Genomic DNA, 26,614 nt, shown 5'->3' on the forward strand with positions numbered 1-26,614 from the left:
CGCCCCGAACGCCGGCGGGGCTGGATTTCCAGCCCGGCCTCACACCGTGAGCAGCAGTTTGCCCACGTGGGCACTGGATTCCAGCACCCTGTGCGCCTCGGCGGCATCCCGCATCGGGAAGGTGGCGTGGACCACCGGCCGCACCCGGCCGGCGGCCACCAGCGGCCATACGTGTTCCCGCACGGCGGCGACGATCGCCGCCTTCTCCTCCAGCGGCCGCGCCCGCAGCGACGTGGCGGTGATCGCCGCCCGCTTCGCCAGCAGCGCCCCGAGGTTCAGCTCGGCCTTCACCCCGCCCTGGAGCCCGATCACCGCGAGCCGGCCGTTCACGGCCAGGGCGTCCACGTTCCGGGAAAGGTACTTGGCGCCCATGATGTCCAGGATCACGTCCGCCCCGGCCCCGCCCGTCGCCTCCCGCACCGCCGCCACGAAGTCCTGCTCGCGGTAGTCGATGAGGACGTCCGCGCCCAGCTCCTTGCAGCGGGCCAGCTTCTCCGGGCCGCCGGCCGTGACGGCGACCGTCGCGCCCACCGCCTTGCCCAGCTGGATCGCCATCGTCCCGATGCCGCTGGCCCCGCCGTGCACCAGCAGGGTCTCGCCGGGGCGCAGTCCGGCCACCATGAACACGTTGGACCACACCGTCGTGACGACCTCGGGCAGGGCCGCCGCCGTCACCAGGTCCACGCCCGCCGGGACCGGCAGCAGCTGCCCGGCCGGCACGGCGACCCGCTGCGCGTAGCCGCCGCCGGCCAGCAGGGCGCAGACCTCGTCGCCCACCGACCAGCCGGAGACCCCCGCCCCGATCGCGGCGATCCGTCCGGAACACTCCAGCCCCGGATGGCGCGAGGCGCCGGGCGGCGGATCGTAGAAGCCCTGCCGCTGCAGGACGTCGGCGCGGTTCACGGCGCTCGCCGCGACCTCGACGAGGACCTCGCCCTCGCCCGGCACCGGATCGGGTACGTCGGCCCAGACGAGGGCCTCGGGGCCGCCGGGCTGCTCGATGGTGATCGCATGCATGGCCCGGAGGCTACGCCACGGCGCGGCTACTCGGCAGGACCCAGCGTCGTCTTCGGAGCGGTGGACGGCGCCGCCCGCACGATGGTGATGAGACGGTCCGTCAGCTGGAGCGGGCTCGCGTGCGGATCGTCGTACGGGAGCAGCCGGTGCCCGCGGAGCACGTTCACGACCAGGTCGTCGGTGTCGCGCACCGACTTGCCGACCTCGGCCTTGCGGACGGGCCGTTCGATGAGGTCCAGGCCGCTGCCCTGCTGGATCAGGTCCTCCATCACGGTGCCCGCGCTCGGGCTGAGCACCGAGAGGCCGAGCAGCCTGCCGGCGGCGCTCGCGCTGGTGATGACCGCGTCGGCCCCGGACTGGCGCAGCAGCGGGGCGTTCTCCTCCTCGCGCACCGCGGCGACGATCTTCGCCCCGCGGTTGAGCTGCCGGGCCGTCAGCGTGACCAGCACCGCCGTGTCGTCGCGTTGGGTGGCGATGACGACCTGACGGGCCTTCTGGAGCTCGGCGCGGAGCAGTACGTCCGAGCGGGTGGCGTCGCCGACGACGCCCGTGAACCCCTCGGCGTTGGCCATGTCGATGACCTTGGCGCTGGGGTCGACGACGACGACCTGTTCCTTGGAGAGGCCGGTGGCCAGCAGCGTCTGCAGGGCCGAGCGGCCCTTCGTGCCGAAGCCGACGACGACCGTGTGCTCGCGCAAGTTCTTCCTCCAGCGCTTCAGCCGCCACTCTTCCCTCGTCCGTTCCGTCAGGACTTCGAGGGTGGTACCGACGAGGATGATCAGGAACAGCACGCGCAGCGGCGTGATCAGCATGATGTTGATCAGTCGTGCGCTGTCGCTGTAGGGGACGATGTCGCCGTAGCCGGTCGTCGACAGCGTCACCGTGGCGTAGTAGAAGCAGTCGAGGAGATCGACCGTCTCGTTGGCGTTGTCGTGGTAGCCGTCGCGGTCCAGCCACACGATGAAGACCGTGAGGAAGAGGACGAACAAGGCCATCAGCAGGCGCTTGGCGACCTGCCGCAGCGGATGTTCGACGATGCGCTTGGGCAGCTTGATGCGGCGGGAGACGAGCTTCTCGTCGGCCCCGCGGGCCATGGCGTCCTGTCCGGGCAGTTTCACGTGAAACATCCTCCCGAAGCCCACGGCAGGTCGAGGACCTCCAGCTCCTGTCCGGACCGGGCGCCCTTGGGCGGCACGACGGCCAGCGCGTCCGCGGCCGCCACCCCGCGCAGCATCGCGGGGCCGTGGTAGCGCAGCGGTACGGCGTGCTCGTCGTCGAGCCGGACCGGAACCAGCCGGGTGTCGTACGGGTGGCCCGGTACGTCGCCCCGCACGGGCGCCGTGTAGCGCGGGCGCGGGCGGCGGCCCGCGAGGGCGCGCAGCAGCGGCTCGGCGAGGGTCAGCAGCCCGGAGACGGCGGCGAGGGGGTTGCCCGGCAGCCCGACCACGTGGCGCCCGTCGGCCCGGTCGCCGATCCGCGCGAGCAGCATCGGGTGCCCCGGACGGACCGCGACCCCGTCGACGAGCAGCCGGGCACCGGCCTTCTCCAGGACGGGGTGGACGTGGTCGACGGGACCGGAGGCGGTGCCGCCGGTGGTGACCACGACGTCGGCGGTGGACGTGGTGACGGCCTCCAGCAGGGCCGCGGCCCCCTCGGGGTCGTCGCCGAGCGTCCGGGTGCCGGTGACCTCGGCGCCCAGACGCGTGAGCCAGGGCTCCAGCATGGGGCTGAGGGCGTCGCGGATCAGCCCGTCGTGCGGGCGTCCCTCGGTGAGCAGTTCGTCGCCCAGCACCAGGATCTCCACGCGGGGGCGGGGCCTGGTGGTCAGCTCGTCGTAGCCCGCGGCGGCGGCGAGGCCGAGCACGGCGGGGGTGACGAGCGAACCCGCGGGCAGCAGCAGATCCCCCGAGCGGCACTCCTGACCGCGCGGGCGGATGTCCTGGCCGGTGACGACGGGCCGGCCGGCGAAGAGCTGCCCGCCCGCCTCGTCGCAGTGCTCGCTGCGGATGACGGCGGTGGTGTCGGCGGGGATCCGGGCGCCGGTGGCGATCCGGACGGCCTCGCCGTCGGCGAGGGGCTCCGGCAGGCCGGAGCCGGCCAGGACGCCACCGCCGGCCCGGACGTGCCACGGGCCGGGGCCGGCCACGGCCCAGCCGTCCATGGCGGAGGTGTCGAAGGACGGCAGGTCGGTCAGCGCGTCCAGGGAGGCGGCCAGCACCTCGCCGAGGGCGTCCGCGAGGGGCACGTCGTGGGTACGGGCCCGCACACCGGCCCCGGCGTGCGCGGCGACGTCCCGGGCCCGCGGCCAGGAGACGGCCCGGTGGCCGCCCGCGTCGCCCTCCGGCGAGCGGCTGACCAGGGCCAGGGCCTCGTCGAGGGCCTGCTCGGCGGAGTTCGTGGGGGTCATCCCGAGCCGTTCTCTCCGGCGGAGGCGTCGGCCTCCGCCTCGGCGGCCCAGCGCAGCGCCAGGTCGGCGGCCTTGCGGGAGGCCTCGGCCACGGCCCGGGCGGGGTCGGCGCCGGTGGCGGCGGCGTGGGCGGCCGCGTAACCGACCAGGAAGGTGGTCAGTGGTGCGGCGGGCCGGGCGACGCCGTGGGCGGCGTCCCGGGCGAGGTCGAGCAGGGTCTTGGTGTCGACGGCGAGGTCGATGCCCAGCTCGTTCTTGACGGCGGTGATCCATTGGTCCAGCACGGTTCCATGCTCCCTGATCCGGGCGCGGGCGACGGCGAGATCGTCCCAGGTGTCGCAGTCGAAGGCGGCGAGGGGCTGCGCCGCGACGGGAGCCAGCTCCAGTTCCGCGGTGAGCGCGCGCAGCGGGAGCCCGGCGAGGCCGCCGTGCTCGGTGGCGAGCAGCGCGATCTCACGGCGCAGGGGCTCGGCCCGGTAGGCGGCGACCAGCGGCTGGTCACGGCCGTCGGCATCCCGCAGCATCGCCCCGTCGGTGCGGTGCGCGTCGGGCGCGGCCAGCAGGGCCCGTACGGTGTCCCCGTCCAGGAACGGCAGGTCCGCGGAGAGCACGAGGACCAGTTCGGCGGTGGTGTCGCGCAGCCCGGCGTCCAGCGCGGCGACGGGGCCGCCCCCGGGCGGGTCCTCGCGGGTCCACCGCACGGGGCGCGCGGTGGGCCGGCGGCCGCCGACCACGACGGTGCGCAGGGCGTCCGGGCAGGCGTCGAGGACGCGGTCGAGGAGCGCCCGCCCGCCGACGCTCAGCGCGGGCTTGTCCGCCCCGCCGAGTCGCCGAGCGGCGCCGCCGGCCAGCACGATCGCGTCGTAGCTCATGCCCATGAGTATGCGCGGACCATGTCCCGGGCGATGACACCCATTCACCGGGGGGTTGTCCCGCGGGTGCGGCGCCACTGCCGGGGCTCCGCCCCGGACCCCGCGCCTCGATCGCCGGCGGGGCTGACGGACCGGCGGGGCTGAAAGCCGGCGGGCCCGGTCCCGCGCCCTGGGGCGCGGGACCGGGCCCGCTCGTTCTGCTGACCGCCGGAGGCTAGAGGTACGGGCCCGAGCGGATCGCGCCGTGGCCGCCGTCGTCCTCGTCGTCGTGGGGACCGCCCGGCGGCAGGGCGCGGCGCATCTGCTCCAACTGCGCCCGCGCGGCCATCTGCTGCGCGAACAGAGCGGTCTGGATGCCGTGGAAGAGGCCCTCCAGCCAGCCCACCAACTGGGCTTGCGCAATGCGCAGTTCGGCCTCGGAGGGGATGGCCTCCTCGGTGAACGGGAGGGACAGGCGCTCCAGTTCCTCCACCAGCTCGGGCGCCAGGCCGTCCTCCAGCTCCTTCACGGAGGCGGCGTGGATGTCCTTGAGCCTGACCCGGCTCGCCTCGTCGAGGGGCGCGGCGCGTACCTCTTCCAGGAGTTGCTTGATCATGCTGCCGATCCGCATGACCTTGGCGGGCTGTTCGACCATTTCCGTCACCGGGACCTCGCGCGACTCGTCATCGGCGTCGCCGACCGCCGTCCCGTCCTGTCCCACGATCAGGACGTGCGGGGGACTGTCCTGCGACCGTTCACTCCTCGGCATCTCCATGCCGTCATTCTCTCGCACACCTTCGCTCTCACTCGGTGTGCCCCCGTACAGGCGTGATCCACCCTGTACGGGGGCACCGGACTCAGCCCGCGGCCCGGCGGGCCAGCGCGCCGCTGGAGCGGGTGACCAGCGCCGCCAGCAGGGCCGCGCCCAGCGGGACCACCACGAGCAGCTCCGCGAGGGTGTCCCACGGCACGGAGATCGGCACGTAGGGCGCGGCCTCCTCCAGCGACATGTAGCCCTTCGCGACGGAGTGCTCGTACAGCGCCTCCAGCTCCCGGCGCTGCACCAGGCGCAGGCCGACCGCGGGCAGGATCCCGGCCGCCGTGCCCAGGACGACGCCCATCAGGGCGACCACCCCGCACTGGAAGCCGCTCAGCGTCCGCCGCACCCTCGGCGCCGCGCCCACGGCCGCGAGGGTCTTCAGATCGGCCTCGGCGTCGGCCTGGGCGAGCCCGGTGGCGATTCCGGCCGCGCCGATGGTGACCAGACCGGCGAAGACGGTCAGGGCGAGCAGGCCGAGGCTGTCGTTGCCCTCGTAGCCCGCCTCGATGCGCACGGTCGCCTCCACGCCCATGCGGTCGATCTCCCCGGCGATCCGCTGCCGCTGCTGGCTGGTCGCCGTCCCGTCGAGGGTGAAGTACGACCCGGACGGAGCGGTGGCCAGCCCTGCGGCCTTGGCCGCCGCGGGCGGCAGGATCAGGTCCAGGCCCCAGCCATCGGCCGACTCGGGTGCCAGGTGGACGGGCAGGACCTTGTCCTCACCGGGCGGATCCTGGCCCAGCGGGGGGAAGGAGTCGACCCCGTCCTTGGCCATGACGACCCGGAGGGTCAGCTTGCCGTCCTTGACCTGGCGCTTGTCGAAGGCGACGGCGCGGCCCTCCTTGAGGGCGGACACGGAACCCGGGTCGGTGACCGCGAGCACGCTCAGCAGCTTCTCGTCGGCGACGACCACCGGTTCCGCCGTGGAGCGCTCACCCTCCTTGCAGCGCCAGTCCTGACGCAGTTCCCGGGCCTGCGCCTCGGTGAAGTCGTCGGGGCCCCCGGGGCTGTCCTGGAGCGGGCAGCGCTGTTCCTTGGGCTTGATGACCTCGATTCGGCCGCAGCCGGGTTGCACGGAGAACGACTCGCAGCTCGGCATGCCGACGACCAGTCGGTCGACGTCCGCCCGCACCGCCACGGGAAGGTTCTTGGAGAGCGCGTCGCGCAGGGCGGGCACCTCCTTGTGGGCGGAGCTCTCCCTGGCTTCCAGCTGCCCGGTGCCGTGCGGCAGGTCGGCGACGTACTCGTGGCGCATCTGCACGTCCCGGCTGTGCTCGTACGTGGCCACCGCGACGGTGCCGGCGACGGCGGCCAGGACGGCGGCCACGGCGGGCGCCGTACGCCCCCGGTTGCGCACGGCGTCGCGCAGCGCGAGCCGCGGCGACAGCGGCATCCAGCGGCCGAGCCGGCCGAACAGGCCGACCAGGACCGGGGTGAGGGCGACGATGCCGAGCTCGGCGATGGCGCTGCCGCCGGCGACGACGGTGGAGCCCATGTTCGACGTGGTGCCGTAGAGGGCGATCGCGGCGCCGACGGCGACGGCGATCAGGCCCAGGACCGGCAGCACCCGGTTGGCGCGGCGCACCCCGCGGCGGCCGGTCAGCGAGGCCAGCACGGTCTGCCGGGACGCGGTGACCGCGGGGACGATCGCGGACAGCAGGCCGGTCACCACGGCGAGGACGGCGATGCCGGCCAGTTCCAGCGGGCGGAAGTCCAGGCCGCCGAACCGGTTGCCGAGCTGCTGCTCCAGGACCGGGCGGAGCGCGATGGTGAGCACCACGCCGACCACGGTGCCGATGACGGCGGACACGGCGCCGATGACCAGGCCGCCGGAGAGCACGATGGAGCGGATGTGGCGCCGGTCGCCGCCGTTGGCGCCGACCAGGCCGAGCTGGCGCCGCGAACGTCGGGCGCCGACGGCGAAGGCCGGTCCGGCGAGCAGGCAGATCTCCAGCATGGCGAGGCCCACGACGGTGGCCGCGACGGCGACTTCGGAGGTGCCGCCGGCGCCCTTCTGGTAACGCTCCTTGGGTTCCTGCTGGTAGAGCGGTACGTCAGCGTCGGCCGGCGGGTCGAGGCGGACGGTGCGGGAGAGGACCACCAGGGCCTTGCTGTTGGCGGCCTTCACCATGTTCCACGTGAAACCGTCGCCGCCGACCTTGACCAGATAGCTCACGTTGGGCCGGACGCCGCGGGAGCCGGAGGTCTGGAGAGCCTGGTGGAGCGGGGCGATCATGCTCCCGGGCGGGGCGATGACCTGGACTCTGGAGAGCTCGCTCGGCAGCTCGTACGCGCCGACGATCTTGTACGAGGTGGTCGCTCCGCGCGGGGTGACCGAGGAGCCGACGAAGAGGCCCGAGTTCTCCAGGAAGGCGGTGGTCGCGACGATTTCGCCGGCGCGCTCGGGCAGTCGGCCGCGGTCGACCGTGATCATGCCCGCCACGAGCGGGCTCTGCGTGTCGAGTTCGCGCAGCTCGGTGTCGAGCAGCCCGTGGCGGGTGCGGATCTTGCCCTGGCCCACGGCGTCCCTGACGGCCTGGGTCCCGGCGGGGAGCGCGGACGCGTCCAGCTCGTCGGACCTGTCCCGCGACGGCGACGGTGAGCCCGTCAGCTTGTCGTAGCCCCCGACGGGCGCATAGTTGGTCGCGTCGGGCAGCTGGTAGATGGGCACGTTCAGGTACGAGGGGGTCACCCGGGCGTCGGCCGCCCCGATCTCGCGTGACAGGGCCTGCTCGGGGGAGAGTTCGGCGCTGCGCAGGGTGAGGTCGGCGGCGCTCACGCCGACGATCGGCAGGGCGATCATCGCGAGGACCAGGGAGCTGCGGCCCTTGGCGCGCCAGGCGTCGCGGCGCGCGATGCGCAGGGCCGCGACCCAGGAGTGGTACCAGCCTTGGAGCGAGGAGGTCACTGGCCGCCCGCCTGCCCGGAGAGGAGGGAGTCGGCGTGGCTGCGCAGGGTCTCGTCGACCACGCTGCCGTCGCGCAGGAAAACCACGCGGTCGGCCCACGCGGCGAAGCGCGGCTCGTGGGTGACGAGGATCCCGGCGGCCCCCGCGTCGCAGCGGGAACGCAGCAGGGCGAGGACGGACTCGCCCGTCTCGGAGTCGAGGGCGCCGGTCGGCTCGTCGGCGAGGACCAGCCGGCGGTCTCCCACGAGGGCGCGGGCGATGGCCACGCGCTGCTGCTGCCCGCCGGACATCTCGTCGGGGAAGCGGTCGGCGAGTGCGCCCAGCCCCATCTCCTCCAGCGCGGCGAGCGCGGAGGCCCGGGCCTTGCGGGCGGAGGTCCCGTCGAGTTCGCGGGGCAGGGCCACGTTCTCGGCGGCGGTGAGGGCCGGGATGAGGTTGTAGTCCTGGAAGACGTAGCCGATGCTGCGGCGGCGCAGCGCGGCCAGCTGCTTGCGGCTCGCCGCGGTGATGTCGGTGCCCTCGACCAGCACCCTGCCGCTGCTGGGGGTGTCGAGGCCGCCCGCGAGGGTCAGCAGCGTGGACTTGCCGGAGCCGGAAGGGCCCATGACGGCGACGAGTTCGCCGGGGTGGACGGAGAGGTCGATCCCGCGCAGGGCGTGCACTTCGGTGGCGCCGCTGCCGTGGGTGCGGACGAGCCGCTCCAACTGCAGTACGGGTTGCCGGGACTGGCGCTGGTCGGACATGAGGGTTCCCCCCTGGAACGGTGGTTCAGGCGCGCCGCGTACGGGCGGTGCGGGGCCGGTCGGTGGTGGTCGGGGCCGTGGTCTCGGCGGCGGCCTGGGGTGGTTCGGGTGCCGCGGCTCTCCGGTCGGCCGGCAGGGAGAGCCGGACGAGCCGGGCTTCGCAGTGGTCGAGCCAGCGGGCCTCGGCCTCGGTCTGGAAGATCAGCTGTTCCAGGACGAGCAGCCAGGCGACGTCGTCGCGTTCGCGTGACTGCCCGCTCTCGACCGCCGCGAGCGCGGTGGCCTTGAGCCGGGTGTAGTCCTGCATCGCGCGGATCGTGGCGTGCCGCTGGGACTGGATGACGGCGCGGATGTCCACGCCGGGGGCGCCCACGGCCATGGCGAGCTTGATGGACAGCTCGTCGCGGGGCGGGTTGGCCCGGTCGACGGGGCGCTCGTACCACTCGCGCAGTTCGGTGCGTCCGGTGTCGGTGATGGCGTACAGCGTGTGTCCCGCGGCGTCTTCGCCGTCGGGTGCGACGAGGCCGTCGCGTTCGAGGCGGGCCAGGGTCGTGTAGACCTGCCCGACGTTGAGCGGCCAGGTGGAGCCGGTCCGGGATTCGAACTCGGTACGCAGCTGGGAGCCGTACCGAGGACCCCGTTCCAGTAGGGCCAGGAGCCCGTGACGGATCGACATACTCGGTATGTATACCGAGTATGTTCACGCAGGGCAACCATCCTGGGGTGTGCTTCGGGCCGGGGGAGGGGTCGGCGGCGGGTCTACGCGCCCCGGCGCAGCCGTACGCCCAGATAGCCCAGACCCAGCCCCATCAGGGCGAAGCCGGTGCCCAGCGGCAGTATGTGCGCGGCCAGGTCCGCGGCGCGGTCGTTCGGCTCGGTGCCGAGCGCGGTGACCGTGTCACGCACCGTCGGGGCGGCCGCCGAGGGCCGCGCCTGCGCCTGCGGCGGCCGCGTGCGCGGCGGGGGCGGCGGGTTCGGCGGTGTGGGCTCGGTGCGCGGGCGCACCGGCAGTGGCCGGGAGGCGATGAGCAGCTCCGGGTTGGCGGGCTCGCCGGCCGGTCGGCCCGGCCGCTCGCGGCCGACCCCGGCGGCGCTCCCCGCCAGCTCCTCGTGGGGTTCGTCGCTCTCGTCCCGCTCGAAGTCCGTGGTGTGCGGCGCCCGCGCGGCCTGGGCCGCCCGGGCCGCCTGGGCGGGGTGCGGCGCGGTGTGCTCGGCGGGGGTGCGGTGCGGATGGGCCGGGCTGAGGGGTCCGGCGTACACGGAGGCGGCGGGCGCGAGGGCGGCGGCGGCCAGTGCCGCGCAGGCCAGCCAGCGTGACGGACGGAAGCCTTGGATCACGGGGAGCCCCTCCCGTCCCGAGCGGCCGGCGTGCTCGCTGGAGTCAGCGATATGCGCTCAGATTTACATAGTGGGGCAAAACCGGCATCCCGGACGCCCTATCGGGTGTCCGGGATGCCGGTGTGTCGTGACGTCAGCGCGGGCCGGCTACTCCGGATTGCCGGTGGACACGGTCAGCGTGTACTCCACGCCTTCCTTGTTGATCTTGTCTCCGGCTGCCGGGGACTGGCTCAGCACCGTGTCCTTGCCGTAGACGGCCTCGTCCTTCGGGACGATGGTGTACTTGCCGCCCGAGGCCTGGATGCACTCCTTCACCGACAGCAGGTTCTTGTACTTGAGGTCCGGCGCCGAGTACTTGCCGGCCTCGCTGTAGTGCTTCGTGGGCTCCGAGCACTTCTTCGGGTCGATCGTGCGCGTGACGTCGGGGCCCTTGAACCCGGCCTTCGCCGACGCGGACGTGGAGGCGCCCGGATCGGCGGTGTCGCCCTTGTCCTTGTCGTCGCCGTTCATCGAGATCGCCGCGATCAGACCGCCGACGGCCAGCAGCGCCACCGCGATCGCGCCCACGACCACCGGCATGTTCCGCTTGCCGTCGCCGCCGGAGCCCGACGGGCTCGCCGTGCCCGTCGGGGAGATCGTGTACGGGGGCGGGGTCTGCGGCGCGTACTGCGCCTGCGGCGGGGGCGTGTGCGGGTAGGCGTAGCCGCCCTGCGCGTGCGGCTGCGGGGCGGGCGTCGGCGCGTACGGGGCCGGCGTCGGGTTGTGCGGCGCCTGGTAGGGCTGCTGCACCGACTGCGGCGGGGCCTGGAAGCCGGAGTCCACCGGCGGGAACACGGCCGAGGACACGCCCGCGCCGCTGCTCAGGGGCCCCTGGCCCTGCACGATGACCGGCGCGCCGGTCTGCCCGGAGCCCAGTACCCGCGCGACCTCGTCGCCCATGGCCGCGGCCGTCGGGAAGCGCTCGTTCGGGTTCTTCTTCAGCGCGCGCGCCACCAGCGCGTCCATCGCCGGGGTCACCGACCGGTTGATGGAGGACGGGGCGACCGGCTCCTCCTGCACGTGGGCGTACGCGATGGCCAGCGGCGAGTCCGCGTCGAACGGGATCCGTCCCGTCAGCAGCTGGAACAGCATGATGCCGACCGAGTACAGGTCGGACCGGGCGTCGACGCCGCGCCCCAGGGCCTGTTCGGGCGAGAGGTACTGCGGGGTGCCGACGACCATGCCGGTCTGCGTCATCGAGGTGACCCCCGACTGCATGGCGCGGGCGATGCCGAAGTCCATCACCTTGACCACGCCGCGCTTGTTGACCATCACGTTGCCGGGCTTGATGTCGCGGTGGACGAGGCCCATCTCGTGGCTGGTCTCCAGGGCGGCCAGCACGTCGGCCGTCACCTTCAGCGCCTTGTCCGCAGGCATGGCGCCGTACTGCCGGATGTCCGCTTCGAGCACCGAGCCGAGCGGCTTGCCCTCCACGTACTCCATGACGATGTACGGCATCACCGCGCCGTCGCCGGAGCGACCGCCGCCGAACGACACTTCGCCTTCACCGGTGTCGAAGACCGAGACGATGTTCGTGTGCGACAGTTTCGCTACAGCCTGGGCCTCACGGCGGAACCGCTCGCGGAAGGACTGTTCCCGGCCGAGGTCGCTGTGCAGGGTCTTGATGGCGACCTGCCGGTCGAGCGCCGAGTCGTACGCCAGGTACACGGAGGCCATGCCGCCGGCCCCCAGCAAGTCCCTTAGCTGGTAACGGCCACCGGCCAGAGAGCCGCCCGCGTACTGGCCCTGAGTGCCGTCCTGGCTCATGACTGTTGCTTCCCCTCGGCGTGTGTCCCCGCGCCCCTGGCGTGGCGCACGTGGCGCCCAGTCTGCCCCAGGGCAAGCACACGTCAAGCCAGGTGCCCGTTCCGTGACCACACGTGCACAGGGTGGCCTTGTCCGAACGGTGACCGGTTCGGAGGCTGTAGCGTTCACCGGAGCACCAATAAAGAGGACTACCGCTGAGCGGCGGCCGAGAGATACGACGGCGAGGACTGATGGCACCCGAACCCGAGGGAAACGGCGCCGGGATGACCGATGGTCCTGAGCACTGGGGCGACGGTGGCCTGGTGGGCGACGGCCGTTACCGGCTGACGCACCGGCTGGGCCGCGGCGGCATGGCGGAGGTGTTCGCGGCCGAGGACGTGCGCCTGGGCCGAACCGTCGCCGTGAAGCTGCTGCGTGCCGACCTGGCCGAGGACCCGGTGTCCAAGGCCCGCTTCACCCGCGAGGCACAGTCCGTCGCCGGGCTGAACCACCACGCCGTCGTCGCCGTGTACGACTCGGGCGAGGACCGGGTCGGCCCGAACACCGTCCCGTACATCGTGATGGAGCTGGTCGAGGGCCGCACCATCCGCGACCTGCTCATCAGCGCCGAGGCGCCGGGCCCCGAGCAGGCGCTCATCATCGTCTCGGGCGTGCTCGAAGCCCTCGCGTACTCGCACCAGCACGGCATCGTCCACCGCGACATCAAGCCGGCGAACGTCATCATCACCGACGCCGGCGCGGTCAAGGTGATGGACTTCGGCATCGCCCGCGCCCTGCACGGCGGGCAGGCGACGATGACCCAGACCGGCATGGTCATGGGCACCCCGCAGTACCTGTCGCCCGAACAGGCCCTCGGCAAGGCCGTGGACCACCGGTCCGACCTGTACGCGACCGGCTGCCTGCTGTACGAACTCCTCGCGCTGCGGCCCCCGTTCACCGGCGAGACCCCGCTCTCCGTGGTCTACCAGCACGTCCAGGACGCGCCCGTACCCCCCTCCCAGCTGCCCGAGGGCCACCACATCCCGCAGGAGCTCGACGGTCTCGTCATGCGCTCCCTCGCCAAGGACCCGGACGACCGGTTCCAGAGCGCCGAGGAGATGCGCGGGCTGGTCCAGTACGCGCTGCAGATGCTGCACGACCAGGGGCCGAACACCGGTACCTGGAACACCGGCCCGGTCACCATGGCGCTGCCGCACGGCCGCGGCGGCGCCGCCGCGACCACGGCCATGCCCGTGGGCGGGGGCGGCGGCGGGCACGGGTACGCCTCGAACGCCTCGACCTCGCAGTTCCAGCAGCCGATGGTGCCGCCGCTGAACCCGGACGACGGAACCGCCTTCCCCGGCGGTCCCGGCGGCGGCCAGGGCGGTCACAGCGGCGGCTACGAGGCCTACGACGACCGGGGCGGCAACGGCAGCCGCTGGAAGATGTGGCTGTTCGCGGTGCTCGCGATCGTCGCGATCGCGGGCGGCGTGGCCTACGCCGTCAACAACGTCGGCGGCGGCAACGGCGGCGAGAAGCAGGACCCGGGCACCAGCCAGACCGAGCCCAGCACCAAGCCGAGCGCATCCGACTCGCCGGACCCCACGCACTCGCGTCAGACGACGGACAACACGCCGTCGAACAACGACACTCCGCCTCCGACGACCCGCACCCGGACGCAGACCGCCAGCCAGTCGCCCACGGCGTCGGCGTCGGCGTCGCCGAGCGCATCGGCGACGAAGAGCGCCACGGCGTCGGCGACCGCCTCGCCGACCAAGAGCGCCCCGGTCACCACGCAGCCCACGAAGTCCCAGCCGCCGCCGGGACCCGACAGCGCGGAGTGAACACGGGACGGGCCCGGCGGAATCAATTCCGCCGGGCCCGTTCCCGTACGACGGCCGGTCAGAGGGCGGGCTGGTACAGCCGGTCGGGATTGCCGTTCCCGGCGAGCGAGTGCACGGTGATGAACTGGGGTTCGATCCGCAGGTAGACGGGGTCGAAGACCTCGCCGTCCACGAAATGCGGACCCGGACCGAAGAGTTCCAGTTCTTCCGTGGTCGGCTCGACGACCTGCGCCGTTCCGGTGAACTGCACCGACCAGAGCCGGGGGTCCGGGGAATTGAAATTGTCGGCCCCGTACGACACCACGCTGCCGTTGCACGCCTGGTGGTGACCGAAACCGGCGTGCATTCTCAGCACGACCCCGCCGTCCACCACGAGGTGGCGGGCCAGCGCGAGGAAGGGCAGCGCGCGCATGCTGGTGGCCACCCGGCCGTACGGCACCCGGCTCAGCAGTTCGATGGCGTGGAGGTCCTCTGGGGGCATGGCGTCCACTGTCCGGTACCGACACCGAGCCGGGAAAGAGGAGCCCGCCCCGACGAACGGGGACGTTGGTCCCGAATGAAACGCCCCGGCCCGTGGAACCGACCGCGCCCCGGACCGGGTGCTACCGCCTCTCCGCCTGCAGCCGGGCCACGTAGGCGGCGGCCTGGGAGCGGCGCTCCATGCCCAGCTTGGACAGCAGGCTGGAGACGTAGTTCTTGATGGTCTTCTCGGCCAGGTGCAGGCGCTCGCCGATGACGCGGTTGGTCAGGCCCTCGCCGATCAGGTCGAGGATCTTCCGCTCCTGCTCGGTCAGGTTGGCGAGGCGGTCGTCGCCCTTGCCGCCCTTGCCGTCGCGCAGCCGCTCCAGCACGCGGGCGGTGGCGACCGGGTCCAGCAGCGACTTGCCGGCGGCGACGTCACGCACGGCGCTGAGCAGCTCGTTCCCACGGATCGCCTTGAGCACGTAGCCCGAGGCGCCGGCCATGATCGCGTCGAAGAGGGCCTCGTCGTCGGCGAACGAGGTCAGCATCAGGCACTTGACGTCCTCGTCCTGGGAGCGCACCTCGCGGCACACCTCCACACCGCTGCCGTCCGGCAGCCGGACGTCGAGGACGGCCACGTCCGGGCGGGTGGCGGGGATGCGGACCAGGGCGTCGGCGGCCGTACCGGCCTCGCCGACGATCTCGATGTCCTCTTCGACCGACAGCAGCTCGTGGACGCCCCGACGGACCACTTCGTGGTCGTCCAGGAGGAATACCTTGATTTTTCCGTCTTCGCGCACGAAGTCAGTTTCACACACTCACCCCTTCCCTGCCGGAGTTACCCGGGATAACGTGCCGTTGTTCCCGGCCCCTGCAAGGCTGTGACCAGTGGTTGTTCCCGTCGCTGCGGATTTACTTGGAAATCCAAGCAAAAACGCAGGTCAAACGGGGTTTCGCAGTTATGCGGCGCACTGGGTAACGTGCATTGCGCAGGGCACTCGCCGGGACGCCTGTCACGCCTGAATCCCGTACGCGACGCGCACCCACCCCGTGCGCTCGTTACGGATGCAGGTGAGCCGCACTGGACCCCGGAGAACCCGGGTGCCGGACCGACGGAGGAGCACAAGTGACCGTGGAGAGCACTGCCGCGCGCAAGCCGCGACGCAGCAGCGGCACCAAGCGGGCGGCAGGTGCGGCGAGCGCCGCCAAGCCCGCCGCTGCCACCGCGCAGACGCAGGACGCTGAACCTCAGCTCGTACAGCTGCTGACGCCCCAAGGGGACCGGGTCGACAACGCGGAAAACGCGGAGTTCGCATCCTTCGTCGCAGACATCACCACCGAGGACCTGCGCGGCCTGTACCGCGACATGGTCATGACCCGCCGCTTCGACGGTGAGGCGACCGCCCTGCAGCGTCAGGGCGAGCTGGGCCTGTGGGCCTCGCTCCTCGGCCAGGAGGCCGCGCAGATCGGCTCCGGCCGGGCGCTGAACGACGAGGACTACGTCTTCCCGACCTACCGCGAGCACGGCGTGGCCTGGTGCCGCGGGGTCGACCCGACCAACCTGCTCGGGATGTTCCGCGGCGTGAACCACGGCGGCTGGGACCCGAACCTCAACAACTTCCACCTCTACACGATCGTCATCGGCTCGCAGACGCTCCACGCGACCGGTTATGCGATGGGCGTGGCCAAGGACGGCGCGGACGCGGCCGTGATCGCCTACTTCGGCGACGGCGCGTCCAGCCAGGGCGACGTGATGGAAGCCTTCAACTTCTCCGCGGTCTACAACTCCCCCGTGGTGTTCTTCTGCCAGAACAACCAGTGGGCGATCTCCGAGCCGACCGAGCGCCAGATGCGCGTGCCGCTCTACCAGCGCGCGCAGGGCTTCGGCTTCCCGGGCGTCCGCGTCGACGGCAACGATGTCCTGGCCTGCCTGGCCGTGACCCGCTGGGCCCTGGACCGGGCACGCCGCGGCGAGGGCCCGACCCTGGTCGAGGCGTTCACGTACCGCATGGGCGCGCACACCACCTCCGACGACCCGACGAAGTACCGGCGGGACGAGGAGACGGCGGCCTGGGAGTCCAAGGACCCCATCCAGCGCCTGAAGGCCCACCTGCTGGCCAGCGGCGGCGCCGACGAGGCGTTCTTCACCGAGCTGGAGGCCGAGAGCGAGGCCATGGGCAAGCGCGTGCGCGAGGCCGTGCGCGCCATGCCCGACCCGGACACCATGGCGATCTTCGAGAACGTCTACGCGGACGGGCACGCGCTCGTCGACGAGGAGCGCGCACAGTTCGCCGCCTACCTCGCGTCCTTCGAGTCGGCCGAGGAGGGTCACTGATGGCTGTCGAGAAGATGTCGATCGCGAAGGCGCTCAACGAGTCGCTGCGCAAGGCCCTGGAGCAGGACCCGAAGGTCCTGATCATGGGCGAGGACGTCGGCAAGCTGGGCGGTGTCTTCCGGATCACCGACGGCCTGCAGAAGGACTTCGGCGAGGAGCGGGTCATCGACACCCCGCTCGCCGAGTCGGGCATCGTCGGCACCGCCATCGGCCTGGCCCTGCGCGGCTACCGGCCGGTCGTGGAGATCCAGTTCGACGGTTTCGTCTTCCCCGCGTACGACCAGATCGTCACGCAGCTCGCGAAGATGCACGCGCGCGCCCTGGGCAAGATCAAGCTGCCGGTCGTCGTGCGCATCCCGTACGGCGGCGCCATCGGCGCGGTCGAGCACCACTCCGAGTCCCCGGAGGCGCTGTTCGCGCACGTCGCGGGCCTGAAGGTGGTCTCCCCGTCGAACGCGAGCGACGCCTACTGGATGCTCCAGCAGGCGATCCTCAGCGACGACCCGGTGATCTTCTTCGAGCCGAAGCGCCGCTACTGGGACAAGGGCGAGGTCGACACCGAGGCCATCCCGGGCGAGCTGCACAAGTCGCGCGTGGTGCGCGAGGGCTCCGACCTCACCCTGGCCGCCTACGGTCCGATGGTGAAGGTCTGCCTGGAGGCGGCGGCCGCGGCCGCCGAGGAGGGCAAGTCGGTGGAGGTCCTGGACCTGCGCTCGATGTCCCCGGTCGACTTCGACGGGATCCAGGCGTCGGTGGAGCGGACCCGCCGGCTCGTGGTCGTCCACGAGGCGCCGGTCTTCCTCGGCGTGGGCTCGGAGATCGCCGCCCGCATCACGGAGCGGTGCTTCTACCACCTGGAGGCCCCGGTGCTGCGCGTGGGCGGCTTCCACGCCCCGTACCCGCCGGCCCGCCTGGAGGACGAGTACCTGCCCGGCTTGGACCGGGTGCTCGACGCCGTCGACCGCTCGCTGGCGTACTGAGGAGCCACGTTCCATGACCATCCGCGAATTCAAGATGCCCGACGTGGGCGAGGGCCTCACCGAGGCCGAGATCCTCAAGTGGTACGTCCAGCCGGGTGACACCGTCACCGACGGCCAGGTCGTCTGCGAGGTCGAGACGGCCAAGGCCGCCGTCGAGCTGCCGATCCCGTTCGACGGCGTCGTGCACGCCCTATTCTTCGAGGAGGGCACCACGGTCGACGTCGGCCAGGTGATCATCTCGGTGCAGACCGGTGACGCCGGCGCCGGGGCCCCGGTCCAGACGGCCGCCGCGCCCGTCGCCGAGGCCGCTGCGGCGGCCGCTCCGGCCGCTCCGGCCGAGGAGCCCGTCGCCGAGGCCCGCCAGCCCGTCCTGGTCGGCTACGGCGTCTCCACCGCCTCCACCAAGCGCCGCCCGCGCAAGGCCACGGCGGCCACGGCCGCGCAGAACGGCACGGCCGCCCCGGCCGCGCCCGCCGCCCCGGCCGCGCCGGTGCTCCCCGCGGTCCCGGCGCAGCCCACCGGTGAGCGTCCGCTGGCCAAGCCGCCGGTGCGCAAGCTCGCCAAGGACCTCGGCATCGACCTGGCCTCGGTGGTACCGACCGGTGACGGCGGTGTCGTGACCCGCGAGGACGTCCACGCGGCGGCCGCCGCGGCGATCGCCCCGCAGGCCGTGCCCGCCGCCGCGGCGCCCGTCGCCGCGCAGGCGCAGGCCCAGGCCCCGGTGGCCGAGGCCGCTGTGACCGAGACCTCGGCGCGGGAGACCCGCATCCCGGTCAAGGGCGTCCGCAAGGTCACCGCCCAGGCCATGGTCGGCTCGGCCTTCACCGCGCCGCACGTCACCGAGTTCATCACCCTCGACGTGACCCGCACGATGAAGCTGGTCCAGGAGCTCAAGGACGACCCGGACCTCGCCGGTCTGCGGATCAACCCGCTGCTCCTGATCGCGAAGGCCGTCCTGGTGGCCATCCGCCGCAACCCGGACGTCAACGCGTCCTGGGACGAGGCGGCCCAGGAGATCGTGCTCAAGCACTACGTCAACCTGGGCATCGCGGCGGCCACGCCCCGCGGGCTGATCGTCCCGAACATCAAGGACGCCCACGCCAAGACCCTGGGCGAGCTGTCGGAGTCCCTGTCCTCGCTGGTCGCCACGGCCCGCGACGGCAAGACCTCCCCGGCCGACATGCAGAACGGCACCATCACCATCACCAACGTCGGCGTCTTCGGCGTCGACACCGGTACGCCCATCCTGAACCCCGGCGAGTCCGCGATCCTCGCGGTCGGCGCGATCAAGCTCCAGCCGTGGGTCCACAAGGGCAAGGTCAAGCCGCGCCAGGTCACCACCCTGGCCCTGTCGTTCGACCACCGCCTCATCGACGGCGAGCTCGGCTCCAAGTTCCTCGCCGACATCGCTGCGGTCCTGGAACACCCCCGCCGGCTGATCACCTGGTCGTAGCGGACCCCTGCACGAAGCCGACGGCCGGTCTCCCCCGAGGAGGCCGGCCGTCGGCCGCTGCGCGCCCGAATTCCCTGGTCGGCCGCCCGACTGCGTGTGATCATCACCGGATGCTCTTCCGCGCCGCCACCGCAGACCCCGCAGACCTGGACCGCGCCGTCGCCCACCCCGCCGACGGCCCCGTCCCCGCCCTGACCACCGAGAAGATCCGCGAGGAACTCGCCGGGAACCGGATCCGACCCGAGTGGGTCTGGACCGCCGAGGACGAGGACGGGGAGATCCTGGCCCGCGCCCTGTGGTGGGGCCGGGCCGACAGCGAGCGGCCGATCGCGCTCGACTGCCTCCAGGTGGGCGCCGGGGTGGCCGACCCGGCCGCGGTCGCCGCCGGGCTGCTCGACGCCGGGCACGCCGCCTTCGGCAGGCGGCCCGGCTACAACATCTCCCTGCCCCGTGGCTGGCGCGCCGACCCGGAGCTGGCCGCGGCGGTCGCCTGGCGCCGGGAGGCCGCGAACCGGACCGGCCTGACCCGCGAGATCGAGCGCCTGCGCTACGAGTGGACCCCGGCGGCCGGGACGGCTGAGCCCACCGGACGGCTCGTCTTCCGCGAGGGCACCGACGAGGAGGTGCTCGACGCCTTCGTCCGGCTCTCCCGGGACAGCCTCGACCTGGCCACGCAGCACGAACTGGAGCTGATGGACGCCGAGCAGCTGGCCCGCGAGGACTTCGAGTTCTACCGCGACTGCCCCGGCGAGCGCTCCTGGTGGCGCCTGGCCCACCTGCCCGACGGCCGCCTCGCGGGTCTGGCCGTGCCCTCGGCGACCCCGTACCACCGCAACGTCGGCTACCTGGGCGTCGTACCCGAGCAGCGCGGTCAGGGCCTGATCGACGAGATCCTCGCCGAGATCACCCGCTTCCACGCGGCCGCGGGCGCCGAGCGCATCACCGCGACCACGGACACCGTGAACCTGCCGATGGCCGCCGCCTTCGACCGCGCCGGCTACGAGGTCACCGAGATCCGCCTCGTCCTGGAGGACCCGGCCCGGTGAACCGCCCGCCCCCCGGGAGGTAACCTGCCGCCCGGGGAAGGGGGCCGGGGTGTCCATCGCCGAGCTGCAGGTCTACTCCGTCGAGGAGGCCGACGTCACGGGTGGGGTGTGCGTGGTCCGCTGCATCGGCGGGACGGCCCGCGCCGGGCAGGTATACGCCGCCGGCGAGTCGAGGATGGGCCTGCGCCACATCGAGCGGTACGGGCGGCCCGTCGACTCCTTCGACGCCGGGCACTGCGCGAAGGCCCACTTCACCGGCGCCATGGTCGCGTTGCTCTCCCGCGGGCAGGTGCTGACCTCGGTGCCGCCCGGCGGGCACGCGCTGGAGGACCTGGAGGCCTGGCTTGCCACCGGCCCCCCGCTGCGGGACGAACCGCATCCGCGGACCCTGCGCGTCCTGGCCGGCGTACGGATGCGCGACGAGCGGCTGCCGGACGAGGTCCGGCTGCGCTGGGGCCGGGTGGCACTGGCCGCCACCCACCGCTGCGCGGCGGCCGAGGCCACGCCCGAACTGGCCGGCGCGCCCGAACTGGCCTGCGTACGGGCCTACTTGATCGAGCAGTTCGGCCCGGACCGCGGCGGTGACCCGGCGGCCCTGTGCCGGGAGCTGCTCGCGCTGATCGACCTGGCCCCGGACCAGGCGGCGGCCCAGGGCCGCGTCTGGCGCGACCTGCCCCACCACCGCATCCGCCACCTGCGCCGCATCAAGGCTCTGATCCCCTGGCTGGCGGCGCTGCGACCCCACCTGGCGGACGACGGTCCGCCGGCGACGGCGGTCGACGCGTGGGTGCAGGTCAGAGCCCTGCTGCCGTGAGCGCACCGGCCGGTGGTGACGCACCGGCCGGTGGCGCGGCCGGGTCAGCCCTGGCGGGCGGCGTTGCCGAGGACCTTGGTCGGGGTGATGCGGACGATCACGCGGACGTCCTCCGGCGGGGCGTCCTGGTACTCCTTGCCGGCGCCCGGGCCCATGTACTCCTCGGCGATGCGGACGGCCACCGCCCGGCCGACGTCCTCGGTGACGGTGGCGGTGCCGCGGATCTCGGCGTAGAGGAAGGGGTTGGCCAGGTCGAAGACGGTCAGGCCGACCCGGCCGTCGCGGACGATGTTGCGCTCCTTGCGGCGGCCCTGCTCGGTGGAGATCAGCAGATCGCCCCCGTCACGGGTCACCCAGATCACGGAACTCTGCGGGCTCCCGTCGGGGTTGATGGTCGACAGGACGGCGGGGTGCGGCGCGTCGAGCAGGCCCCGTACGGTTTCGTTCAGCTCAACAGTCATGCGCCCGAGGCTAGTTGCCTTCCGTGGCGCGCCGCGGGCGGATTTCGGCCGGGACGGCGACTACCCGAGGTCCGTCACTTCCAGGGGATGTTGCGCCAGGGGCTGGCGGGGTCGGTGGTCAGCGTGACGTGGGCGGCGAGGGCGCCCGTGTACCAGGTGCCGAACTCCTCCTCGTCGAAGTGCAGGCACCGGCCGAGGACGTATCCGGCGGAGAACTCCTCCCACGAGCGGTACGTCTGGCGGGCCGACTCCCCGGCGCGCAGTACGGCCTTCTCCGCCTCGTGCAGGGTGCCATAGCGGCAGCCGATGCCCCAGCGGGCCATCTGGGAGGCGCGTCCGAGGTCCCAGGCCTCGACGGAGCGGACCCAGCCGTCCTCGGGGAGCAGTCCGTCGGCCCGGAAGCGCTGTTCGTAGCGGGCTATCCGGCCTATGAGGCGCTTGACGCCGGCTATCTCCCCCTCGACCTCGGCGGGCGGACGCGGCCGGGCGACGGTGACCCCGTCGGGGGTGAGCTGCGGTTCGGCGGCCCGTTCGGCGTTGCGGCGCATGCTCGCCTCGGCGGCGTGCCGCCAGTGCTCCACGTCCACGGCCCCCGCGAAGTCGGAGGCCAGGACGCGGCGGACGCGCAGCGCGAACTCCCACACGGGGCTGACCACCGAGGTGTTCAGGAGCTCTTCGAGGGTGGCGAGCCAGTCGGCCCGGTCGGTGATGCCCCAGCTCTTCGCGACGCGGCGGCGCTCGTGCCGGTAGCCGCTGCCGTGGTATGCGAGGGCGTTCCAGAACTCGCCGTTCGTGACGGCGAGATGGCCGCCCACGGCGAGGCCGTGCGCGATGTCCCCGTGCAGGGGCCCGCCGGTGAACAGGGCGTGGACCTTGCCCTCGGGCAGGCCGTAGCGTGGCGCGGCGTCCGCGTGCGCCCGCCAACGGGCCAGGTCGGCGGGGGTGGTGGTGAGGTACGCCTCGGCGGGTGAGCCCGGGTTCACGGCGAGGAAGGCGGGGTCGTCGGCGGCCCACACCTTGGAGAACCAGCCCAGGCTCCGGGACTCGAAGACCGTCTCGGGGGTGGGCGCGGGCAGCATGCCGGCGGTGCGGACGACGAGCATGCGGTCCGGGGTGGGGTGGAAGAAGACCGAGTCGGGGTGTGCGTCGGCCTGCACGCGGGGCTGCACGAGGAAGAGCTGGGCGCGGGCGAGCACGTCGAAGTACGCCGCCCAGTCTCCCGCCGTCTTGGCCTCGTACAGCTCTCTCTCGATGACGCTCGGCGCGATCCAGGTGCCCATACGGGGACCTTATACGGACCCCTCGCGGGCCGGGCCGACCCGTTACGCCTTCCCGCGGGTACTGTCGTCCGGGCAGGTGGGACACGGGCCAAGGGGGTTGGGGAATGGGGCGGTTCGGTTTCAGGGGGTCCGGCGGCGGTGCGGTGGTCACCCTGTACTGGCGGCCGGGATGCGTCTTCTGCATCAAGCTGCGCACACAGCTCCGTGCGGCGCGGATCCCCTACCGCAAGGTGAACATCTGGCGGGACCCCGACGCGGCGGCCTTCGTCCGCGGGGTGGCCGACGGCAACGAGACCGTCCCCACGGTGGTCGTCCCGGGCCACCCGCCGATGGTGAACCCCTCCCTGGCCCAGGTCGGACGAGCCCTCGCCGCCGGCTGACCGACCCCTCACGCCCGGTACGCCCTTGACGGCCCGTCGGCGGTGGCGGTGGCGGTGGCGGCTGCGACTGAGGCGGGGTCGGCCAGGTACGTCGGCACGCCCCCCGCGTGCCACCGCGCGACCGTGCGGACCCCCTTGACGGTCCCCGGCGGGGGAGGGACGCTCCCCGGATCTCGGATCCGAACGGTTGCAGCTGGGGGGCCGCCATGCCGCAGGAGTCTGTTCAATCGGTGGGGGAGCTGCGCGCGCAGCTGAGCGCGCGGGGGGCGCGCTGGTCGGTGCTGGAGCACCTGGCCGACGAGGAGCCGGTGCCGCGGCCCTCGCTCGGTCTGGAGCCCGGGGCGAACCTGACGCCCGCCGCGGAGGCGGGCACGATCGACCTGCGGGCGCTCATCGGGCACGCGAGCGGCAACCCCCACCTGACCCGCCGCCGCGCCGCCCACGGGCTGCTCGGCGGGGCGGGGGACCCGGTCTTCGGCGCCCGGCCCGCCGCCGTGGACTGGCGCAACCGCTGGGGCTGGCCCTGGATCACCAAGGTGAAGGACCAGAACCCCTGCGGTTCCTGCTGGGCCTTCGGCGCCGCCGGCCTGGTGGAGTCCATGGCCCGCATCGAGCACGACGTGTGGGCGGAGCGTTCCGAGGGGGACGTCCACGACGGTCTGCGCTTCAGCTGCGGGCAGGGCAGCAACCCGGAGACCGCCCTCGACTGGATCACGGCGAACGGCGGTCTCGCCGACCCGGACTGCTGGCCGTACAGCATCCCGCCCGCTGGGCTGCCGGCCGCCCGCCGCGACGCCTGGCGCGCCGAGTACACGCCGAGCTGGGACCGGTCCGGCCGGACCGTGCGGGTCACCGACTACGTCCGGCTCGGCGACGTCGAGCAGCAGAAGGTGTGGCTGGACACGGTCGGCCCGCTGACCGCCTGCTTCGACGTCTACGACGACTTCTTCGGCCTCGGCTCCGGGGTCTACCACCGCACCAGCGACCGGCTCGCCGGCGGACACTGCGTGCTGGTCGTCGGCTACGACGACGCGGCGGGCTGCTGGCTGTTCAAGAACTCCTGGGGCACGGGCTACCACGTCGGCGGCTACGGACGGATCGCCTACGGCGAGGTCGACATCGACCACTGGGCCAAGTGCGGGCTGCGCGGCACCAACCCCGACCCGTGGACCAAGCGCCGCCTGCACACCGGCAACGTCTACGAGAGCGGCAACGGCCGCGCCCACCGCAACTTCGAGCTCCTCGCCACCACCACGGGCGCCCGGCTCCAGCACTGGTGGCGCGAGGGCGACGCGCCCTTCGCCTGGGCCCGCGCGGGCGCCTTCGGCAACGACGCCTCCGGCCAGCCCGCCTTCACCGGGACCACCTACAACCGCAACATGGAGTCCCTGCACGTGACCACGGGCGGCCGGCTGCGCCACTGGTACTACGAGCAGTCCGCCGCCGTGTGGCGCGACGGCGGCGTCTTCGGGCCGGGGGACGCGGCCGTCGGCTCCACCCCGGCGTTCATCCAGAGCGACTACGGCAAGCCCGGCAACTTCGAGGTGGTCGTCCGCACCGCCGACGGCCGGCTCAACCACTGGTGGCGGATCAACGGCGCCCCCTGGACCTGGAACGACGGCGGACGCTTCGCCTCCGGCATCGCCCACTACGGCCCCGCCCTCGTCCAGACCCGCTCGCGCCACCTCGACCTGGTCGCCGCCCGCACCGACGGCCTCATGCAGCTGTGGTGGCGCGACGACCCCGACGGCTTCGCCTGGCGCGCCGGGGAGGTCTTCGGCAGCGGTACGCCCGCCATCTCCGCGCCCTGCCTGATCGAGGGCCAGTACGGGGCCGCCGACGAGGACACCGCCGGGAACTACGAGCTGTGCGTGGCCGTGGCCGGCGGCCGGGTCGAGCACTGGTGGCGCGGCAACGCGGGCGGCTCGCCGTGGCGGCGCGGCGCGGTCTTCGGCCACGACGTCGCCTCGGTCACCGGGATGCTCCAGGGCAGCTTCGGGTTCAATCTGGAAGTCGTCGTCCTGCGCACCGACCGCCGCCTGCAGCACTACTGGCGCGACGGCGCGGGCTGGCACGAAGGGCCGGTGATCGGCCCCGTCTGAGAGGACCGGGCGGCCGTGGAGGTACGCAGTGTCGTGCTGAGCCCCGGTGAGCCGTACGAGCTGCGGCTCATCGGGCGCGGGGCGCGCGGGTACGTGTGGACCTGGCAGGTCACGGGCGACGTGGACGTGGTCTCGGTGACGCAGGCCGCGGGTGCGGCGGGCGGAGCGCCGCCCGGGGCCGCGGTGGAGCTGAGCTACGTCGTACGGGCCCGGCCCCCGGGCGGGGGCCGGGCCAGGATCCGCTTCGCGCAGGTCCGGCCGCCCTACCCGGACGAGGCCCCCTACGACGAGTTCGTGCTGGACGTGGAGGTCAGACCGGGAGCCGGCGACGCGGACGGCGCGGGCTGAGGACCGCGTGCTGCAGGGCCTCCAGGGGGCCGCGGTCGAAGCGGCGCAGCCACAGCCACGACCCGGCAGCCAGGGTCAGGCTCACGCCCGCCCACAGGCCCATCACCCACCAGGGGCCGCTGCCGGCCGCCCGGTCGGCCAGGCCCAGCCCGATGCCGTAGCAGAGCAGCATGCAGAGCAGGTTCTGGGCGACGTAGCAGGACAGGGCGGTGCGGCCGATGGAGCCGAGGGCGCGGGCCGCGGATCCGGGGATCCACAGCCGGTCCAGGGCGATGCCGATCAGGCCGATGTAGCCGAGGGCGAGCAGCGGCGCCGCCCCGTAGCGGGCCAGGAGGTAGAAGTCGCCGCCGCCGAGGGCGGTCGCGGCGTTCAGGGGCAGTCCGAGGCCCAGGCCCCAGGCGGCCAGCCGGGTCCGGACGCGCCGGCCGCCGTCGGTCGCGGCGAAGGCGCCGGCGCGGTGGAGGCGTACGCCCAGGAGGAAGAGGAAGACCAGCAGCCCGAAGGAGATGACGGGCTCGATGCGCAGGGCGAGGAAGTGGTCCAGGCGGAAGGCGACCTGCGCCGGCCAGCTCCCGTGGGCGTAGAGGTCGACGGCGGCCGCGTCGGGGTGCTTCGGTGCGCCGTCCGGCCGGGCCGTCGCGTCGAGGGTCAGCAGGCCCATCAGGGCCAGGTGCACCCCGCCGGCCGTCCACATGGCCGCGCGCCGCACCTTCTCCGAGCGGGCCAGCAGCCAGGCGACGAGCAGGGCGGTCACGGCGTACCCCATCAGCACGTCCCAGGCGAAGACGAGGACGAAGTGGACGGTGCCCTCGGCGAAGAGGAAGGCGGCGCGCTTCGGATAGCGGCCGGGCCACGGTTCGCCGCGCCGGGCGGCGGAGTCGTACTGGATGGCCAGGCCGACACCGAACAGGACCGTGAGCAGGGCCAGGAACTTGCCGTCCGCCAGGAAGCGGAAGACGGCTTCGGCGATGGTGGCGGCGGACGGGTCGGCGAGTGCGTCGGGCGCCTTCATGCCGCCCTGGAGGACGCTCCACTCCGAGCCGGGTGAGGCGAAGATCCAGACGTTGGTCATGAGCGTGCCGAGGATCGCGGCGCCGCGCAGGACGTCCAGAAGGGGGAGCCGGGTGGTCGTGCGGACCACCGGGGCGAGGGTGTCGGCCATGACTCCAGGCTCCCGGCGCGCGGGGCCGGGTACGTCCTGCGGGCGGACGAAGACGTCGTACATCCTTCGGTGCAGGCGGTC

General features: G+C 73.2%; 24 protein-coding genes. 9 read left to right on the forward strand and 15 right to left on the reverse strand.

Features of this window, described 5'->3' with window-relative positions:
* Positions 1-39 precede the first annotated feature (39 nt).
* The 10 genes from IG86_RS0101325 to IG86_RS0101370 all read right to left on the reverse strand — a co-directional run bounded on the left by IG86_RS0101325 (position 40) and on the right by IG86_RS0101370 (position 11,887).
* Complete coding sequence (locus IG86_RS0101325; protein ID WP_030817191.1) at positions 40-1,017, reverse strand: NAD(P)H-quinone oxidoreductase; 978 nt, start codon at positions 1,015-1,017, stop codon at positions 40-42.
* Positions 1,018-1,043: 26 nt separating this feature from the next.
* On the reverse strand, positions 1,044-2,144 hold the full coding sequence (locus IG86_RS0101330) for a potassium channel family protein (RefSeq protein WP_037847081.1): 1,101 nt from the start codon (positions 2,142-2,144) through the stop codon (positions 1,044-1,046).
* Positions 2,132-3,424 carry a molybdopterin molybdotransferase MoeA gene (locus tag IG86_RS0101335; protein ID WP_051784907.1) on the reverse strand — a complete coding sequence of 431 codons (1,293 nt, stop codon included), beginning with the start codon at positions 3,422-3,424 and terminating at the stop codon, positions 2,132-2,134. Before IG86_RS0101335 ends, IG86_RS0101330 begins: the two co-directional genes overlap by 13 nt.
* On the reverse strand, positions 3,421-4,296 hold the full coding sequence (locus IG86_RS43870) for an NTP transferase domain-containing protein (RefSeq protein ID WP_030817196.1): 876 nt from the start codon (positions 4,294-4,296) through the stop codon (positions 3,421-3,423). Before IG86_RS43870 ends, IG86_RS0101335 begins: the two co-directional genes overlap by 4 nt.
* A gap of 214 nt (positions 4,297-4,510) precedes the next feature.
* Positions 4,511-5,050: a bacterial proteasome activator family protein gene (locus IG86_RS0101345; protein ID WP_030647672.1), complete on the reverse strand. Its 540-nt coding sequence runs from the start codon at positions 5,048-5,050 to the stop codon at positions 4,511-4,513.
* A gap of 82 nt (positions 5,051-5,132) precedes the next feature.
* A complete protein-coding gene (locus IG86_RS0101350; RefSeq protein WP_078848069.1) occupies positions 5,133-7,895 on the reverse strand; it encodes an ABC transporter permease in 2,763 nt (920 codons plus the stop codon).
* Positions 7,896-7,996: 101 nt separating this feature from the next.
* Positions 7,997-8,743, reverse strand: coding sequence for an ABC transporter ATP-binding protein (locus IG86_RS0101355; protein WP_030817199.1), 747 nt, complete (start codon positions 8,741-8,743; stop codon positions 7,997-7,999).
* Positions 8,744-8,768: 25 nt separating this feature from the next.
* Positions 8,769-9,419, reverse strand: a complete 651-nt coding sequence (locus tag IG86_RS0101360) for a PadR family transcriptional regulator (protein WP_030817207.1) — start codon at positions 9,417-9,419, stop codon at positions 8,769-8,771.
* Positions 9,420-9,502: 83 nt separating this feature from the next.
* A complete protein-coding gene (locus tag IG86_RS39630) occupies positions 9,503-10,081 on the reverse strand; it encodes a hypothetical protein (RefSeq protein WP_051784908.1) in 579 nt (192 codons plus the stop codon).
* A gap of 147 nt (positions 10,082-10,228) precedes the next feature.
* Complete coding sequence (locus tag IG86_RS0101370) at positions 10,229-11,887, reverse strand: protein kinase domain-containing protein (RefSeq protein ID WP_030817211.1); 1,659 nt, start codon at positions 11,885-11,887, stop codon at positions 10,229-10,231.
* Positions 11,888-12,117: 230 nt separating this feature from the next.
* Between IG86_RS0101370 and IG86_RS0101375 the strand changes: the two genes are divergently transcribed.
* Entirely contained in the window at positions 12,118-13,710 is a 1,593-nt protein-coding gene (locus IG86_RS0101375; RefSeq protein ID WP_045936290.1) for a protein kinase domain-containing protein, read from the forward strand.
* 58 nt (positions 13,711-13,768) lie between these two features.
* Here IG86_RS0101375 and IG86_RS0101380 read toward each other — a convergent pair whose 3' ends face one another.
* Both IG86_RS0101380 and IG86_RS0101385 read right to left on the reverse strand, forming a co-directional pair.
* The gene (locus IG86_RS0101380) at positions 13,769-14,191 is read right to left on the reverse strand and encodes a pyridoxamine 5'-phosphate oxidase family protein (protein WP_030894078.1); all 423 of its coding nucleotides are present in this window, start codon (positions 14,189-14,191) and stop codon (positions 13,769-13,771) included.
* Between the two features lie 121 nt (positions 14,192-14,312).
* The gene (locus tag IG86_RS0101385) at positions 14,313-14,972 is read right to left on the reverse strand and encodes a response regulator (RefSeq protein ID WP_030817217.1); all 660 of its coding nucleotides are present in this window, start codon (positions 14,970-14,972) and stop codon (positions 14,313-14,315) included.
* A gap of 326 nt (positions 14,973-15,298) precedes the next feature.
* On the opposite strand from IG86_RS0101385, the gene pdhA reads away from it, so the two are divergent.
* The 5 genes from pdhA to IG86_RS0101410 all read left to right on the forward strand — a co-directional run bounded on the left by pdhA (position 15,299) and on the right by IG86_RS0101410 (position 20,800).
* Complete coding sequence (gene pdhA / locus IG86_RS0101390) at positions 15,299-16,507, forward strand: pyruvate dehydrogenase (acetyl-transferring) E1 component subunit alpha (protein ID WP_030817220.1); 1,209 nt, start codon at positions 15,299-15,301, stop codon at positions 16,505-16,507.
* Positions 16,507-17,487 (forward strand): alpha-ketoacid dehydrogenase subunit beta, encoded by a 981-nt coding sequence (locus IG86_RS0101395; RefSeq protein ID WP_030817224.1) that lies wholly within the window; start codon positions 16,507-16,509, stop codon positions 17,485-17,487. Before pdhA ends, IG86_RS0101395 begins: the two co-directional genes overlap by 1 nt.
* Before the next feature lie 13 nt (positions 17,488-17,500).
* Positions 17,501-18,940: a dihydrolipoamide acetyltransferase family protein gene (locus IG86_RS0101400; RefSeq protein WP_030894080.1), complete on the forward strand. Its 1,440-nt coding sequence runs from the start codon at positions 17,501-17,503 to the stop codon at positions 18,938-18,940.
* Between the two features lie 110 nt (positions 18,941-19,050).
* The gene (locus tag IG86_RS0101405) at positions 19,051-19,986 is read left to right on the forward strand and encodes a GNAT family N-acetyltransferase (protein ID WP_030817230.1); all 936 of its coding nucleotides are present in this window, start codon (positions 19,051-19,053) and stop codon (positions 19,984-19,986) included.
* A 49-nt stretch (positions 19,987-20,035) separates the two neighbouring features.
* Positions 20,036-20,800, forward strand: coding sequence for a hypothetical protein (locus IG86_RS0101410; protein ID WP_030817233.1), 765 nt, complete (start codon positions 20,036-20,038; stop codon positions 20,798-20,800).
* Positions 20,801-20,844: 44 nt separating this feature from the next.
* Here IG86_RS0101410 and IG86_RS0101415 read toward each other — a convergent pair whose 3' ends face one another.
* A complete protein-coding gene (locus IG86_RS0101415; protein ID WP_030647703.1) occupies positions 20,845-21,261 on the reverse strand; it encodes a PPOX class F420-dependent oxidoreductase in 417 nt (138 codons plus the stop codon).
* 74 nt (positions 21,262-21,335) lie between these two features.
* Positions 21,336-22,541, reverse strand: coding sequence for a DUF1266 domain-containing protein (locus IG86_RS0101420; RefSeq protein ID WP_030894083.1), 1,206 nt, complete (start codon positions 22,539-22,541; stop codon positions 21,336-21,338).
* A gap of 104 nt (positions 22,542-22,645) precedes the next feature.
* On the opposite strand from IG86_RS0101420, the gene IG86_RS0101425 reads away from it, so the two are divergent.
* From IG86_RS0101425 to IG86_RS0101435, 3 genes are all read left to right on the forward strand, one after another.
* Positions 22,646-22,921, forward strand: coding sequence for a glutaredoxin domain-containing protein (locus IG86_RS0101425; RefSeq protein ID WP_045936291.1), 276 nt, complete (start codon positions 22,646-22,648; stop codon positions 22,919-22,921).
* Between the two features lie 230 nt (positions 22,922-23,151).
* Positions 23,152-25,023, forward strand: coding sequence for a C1 family peptidase (locus IG86_RS0101430; RefSeq protein ID WP_234348762.1), 1,872 nt, complete (start codon positions 23,152-23,154; stop codon positions 25,021-25,023).
* 15 nt (positions 25,024-25,038) lie between these two features.
* On the forward strand, positions 25,039-25,371 hold the full coding sequence (locus tag IG86_RS0101435; RefSeq protein ID WP_030894091.1) for a hypothetical protein: 333 nt from the start codon (positions 25,039-25,041) through the stop codon (positions 25,369-25,371).
* Here the strand turns inward: IG86_RS0101435 and IG86_RS0101440 are convergent.
* The gene (locus IG86_RS0101440) at positions 25,334-26,533 is read right to left on the reverse strand and encodes a DUF418 domain-containing protein (protein WP_030894094.1); all 1,200 of its coding nucleotides are present in this window, start codon (positions 26,531-26,533) and stop codon (positions 25,334-25,336) included. The two genes, IG86_RS0101435 and IG86_RS0101440, sit on opposite strands and share 38 nt — an antisense overlap.
* Between the last annotated feature and the right edge of the window lie 81 nt (positions 26,534-26,614).

The organism is Streptomyces virginiae (assembly GCF_000720455.1).
GTDB lineage: Bacteria > Actinomycetota > Actinomycetes > Streptomycetales > Streptomycetaceae > Streptomyces > Streptomyces virginiae.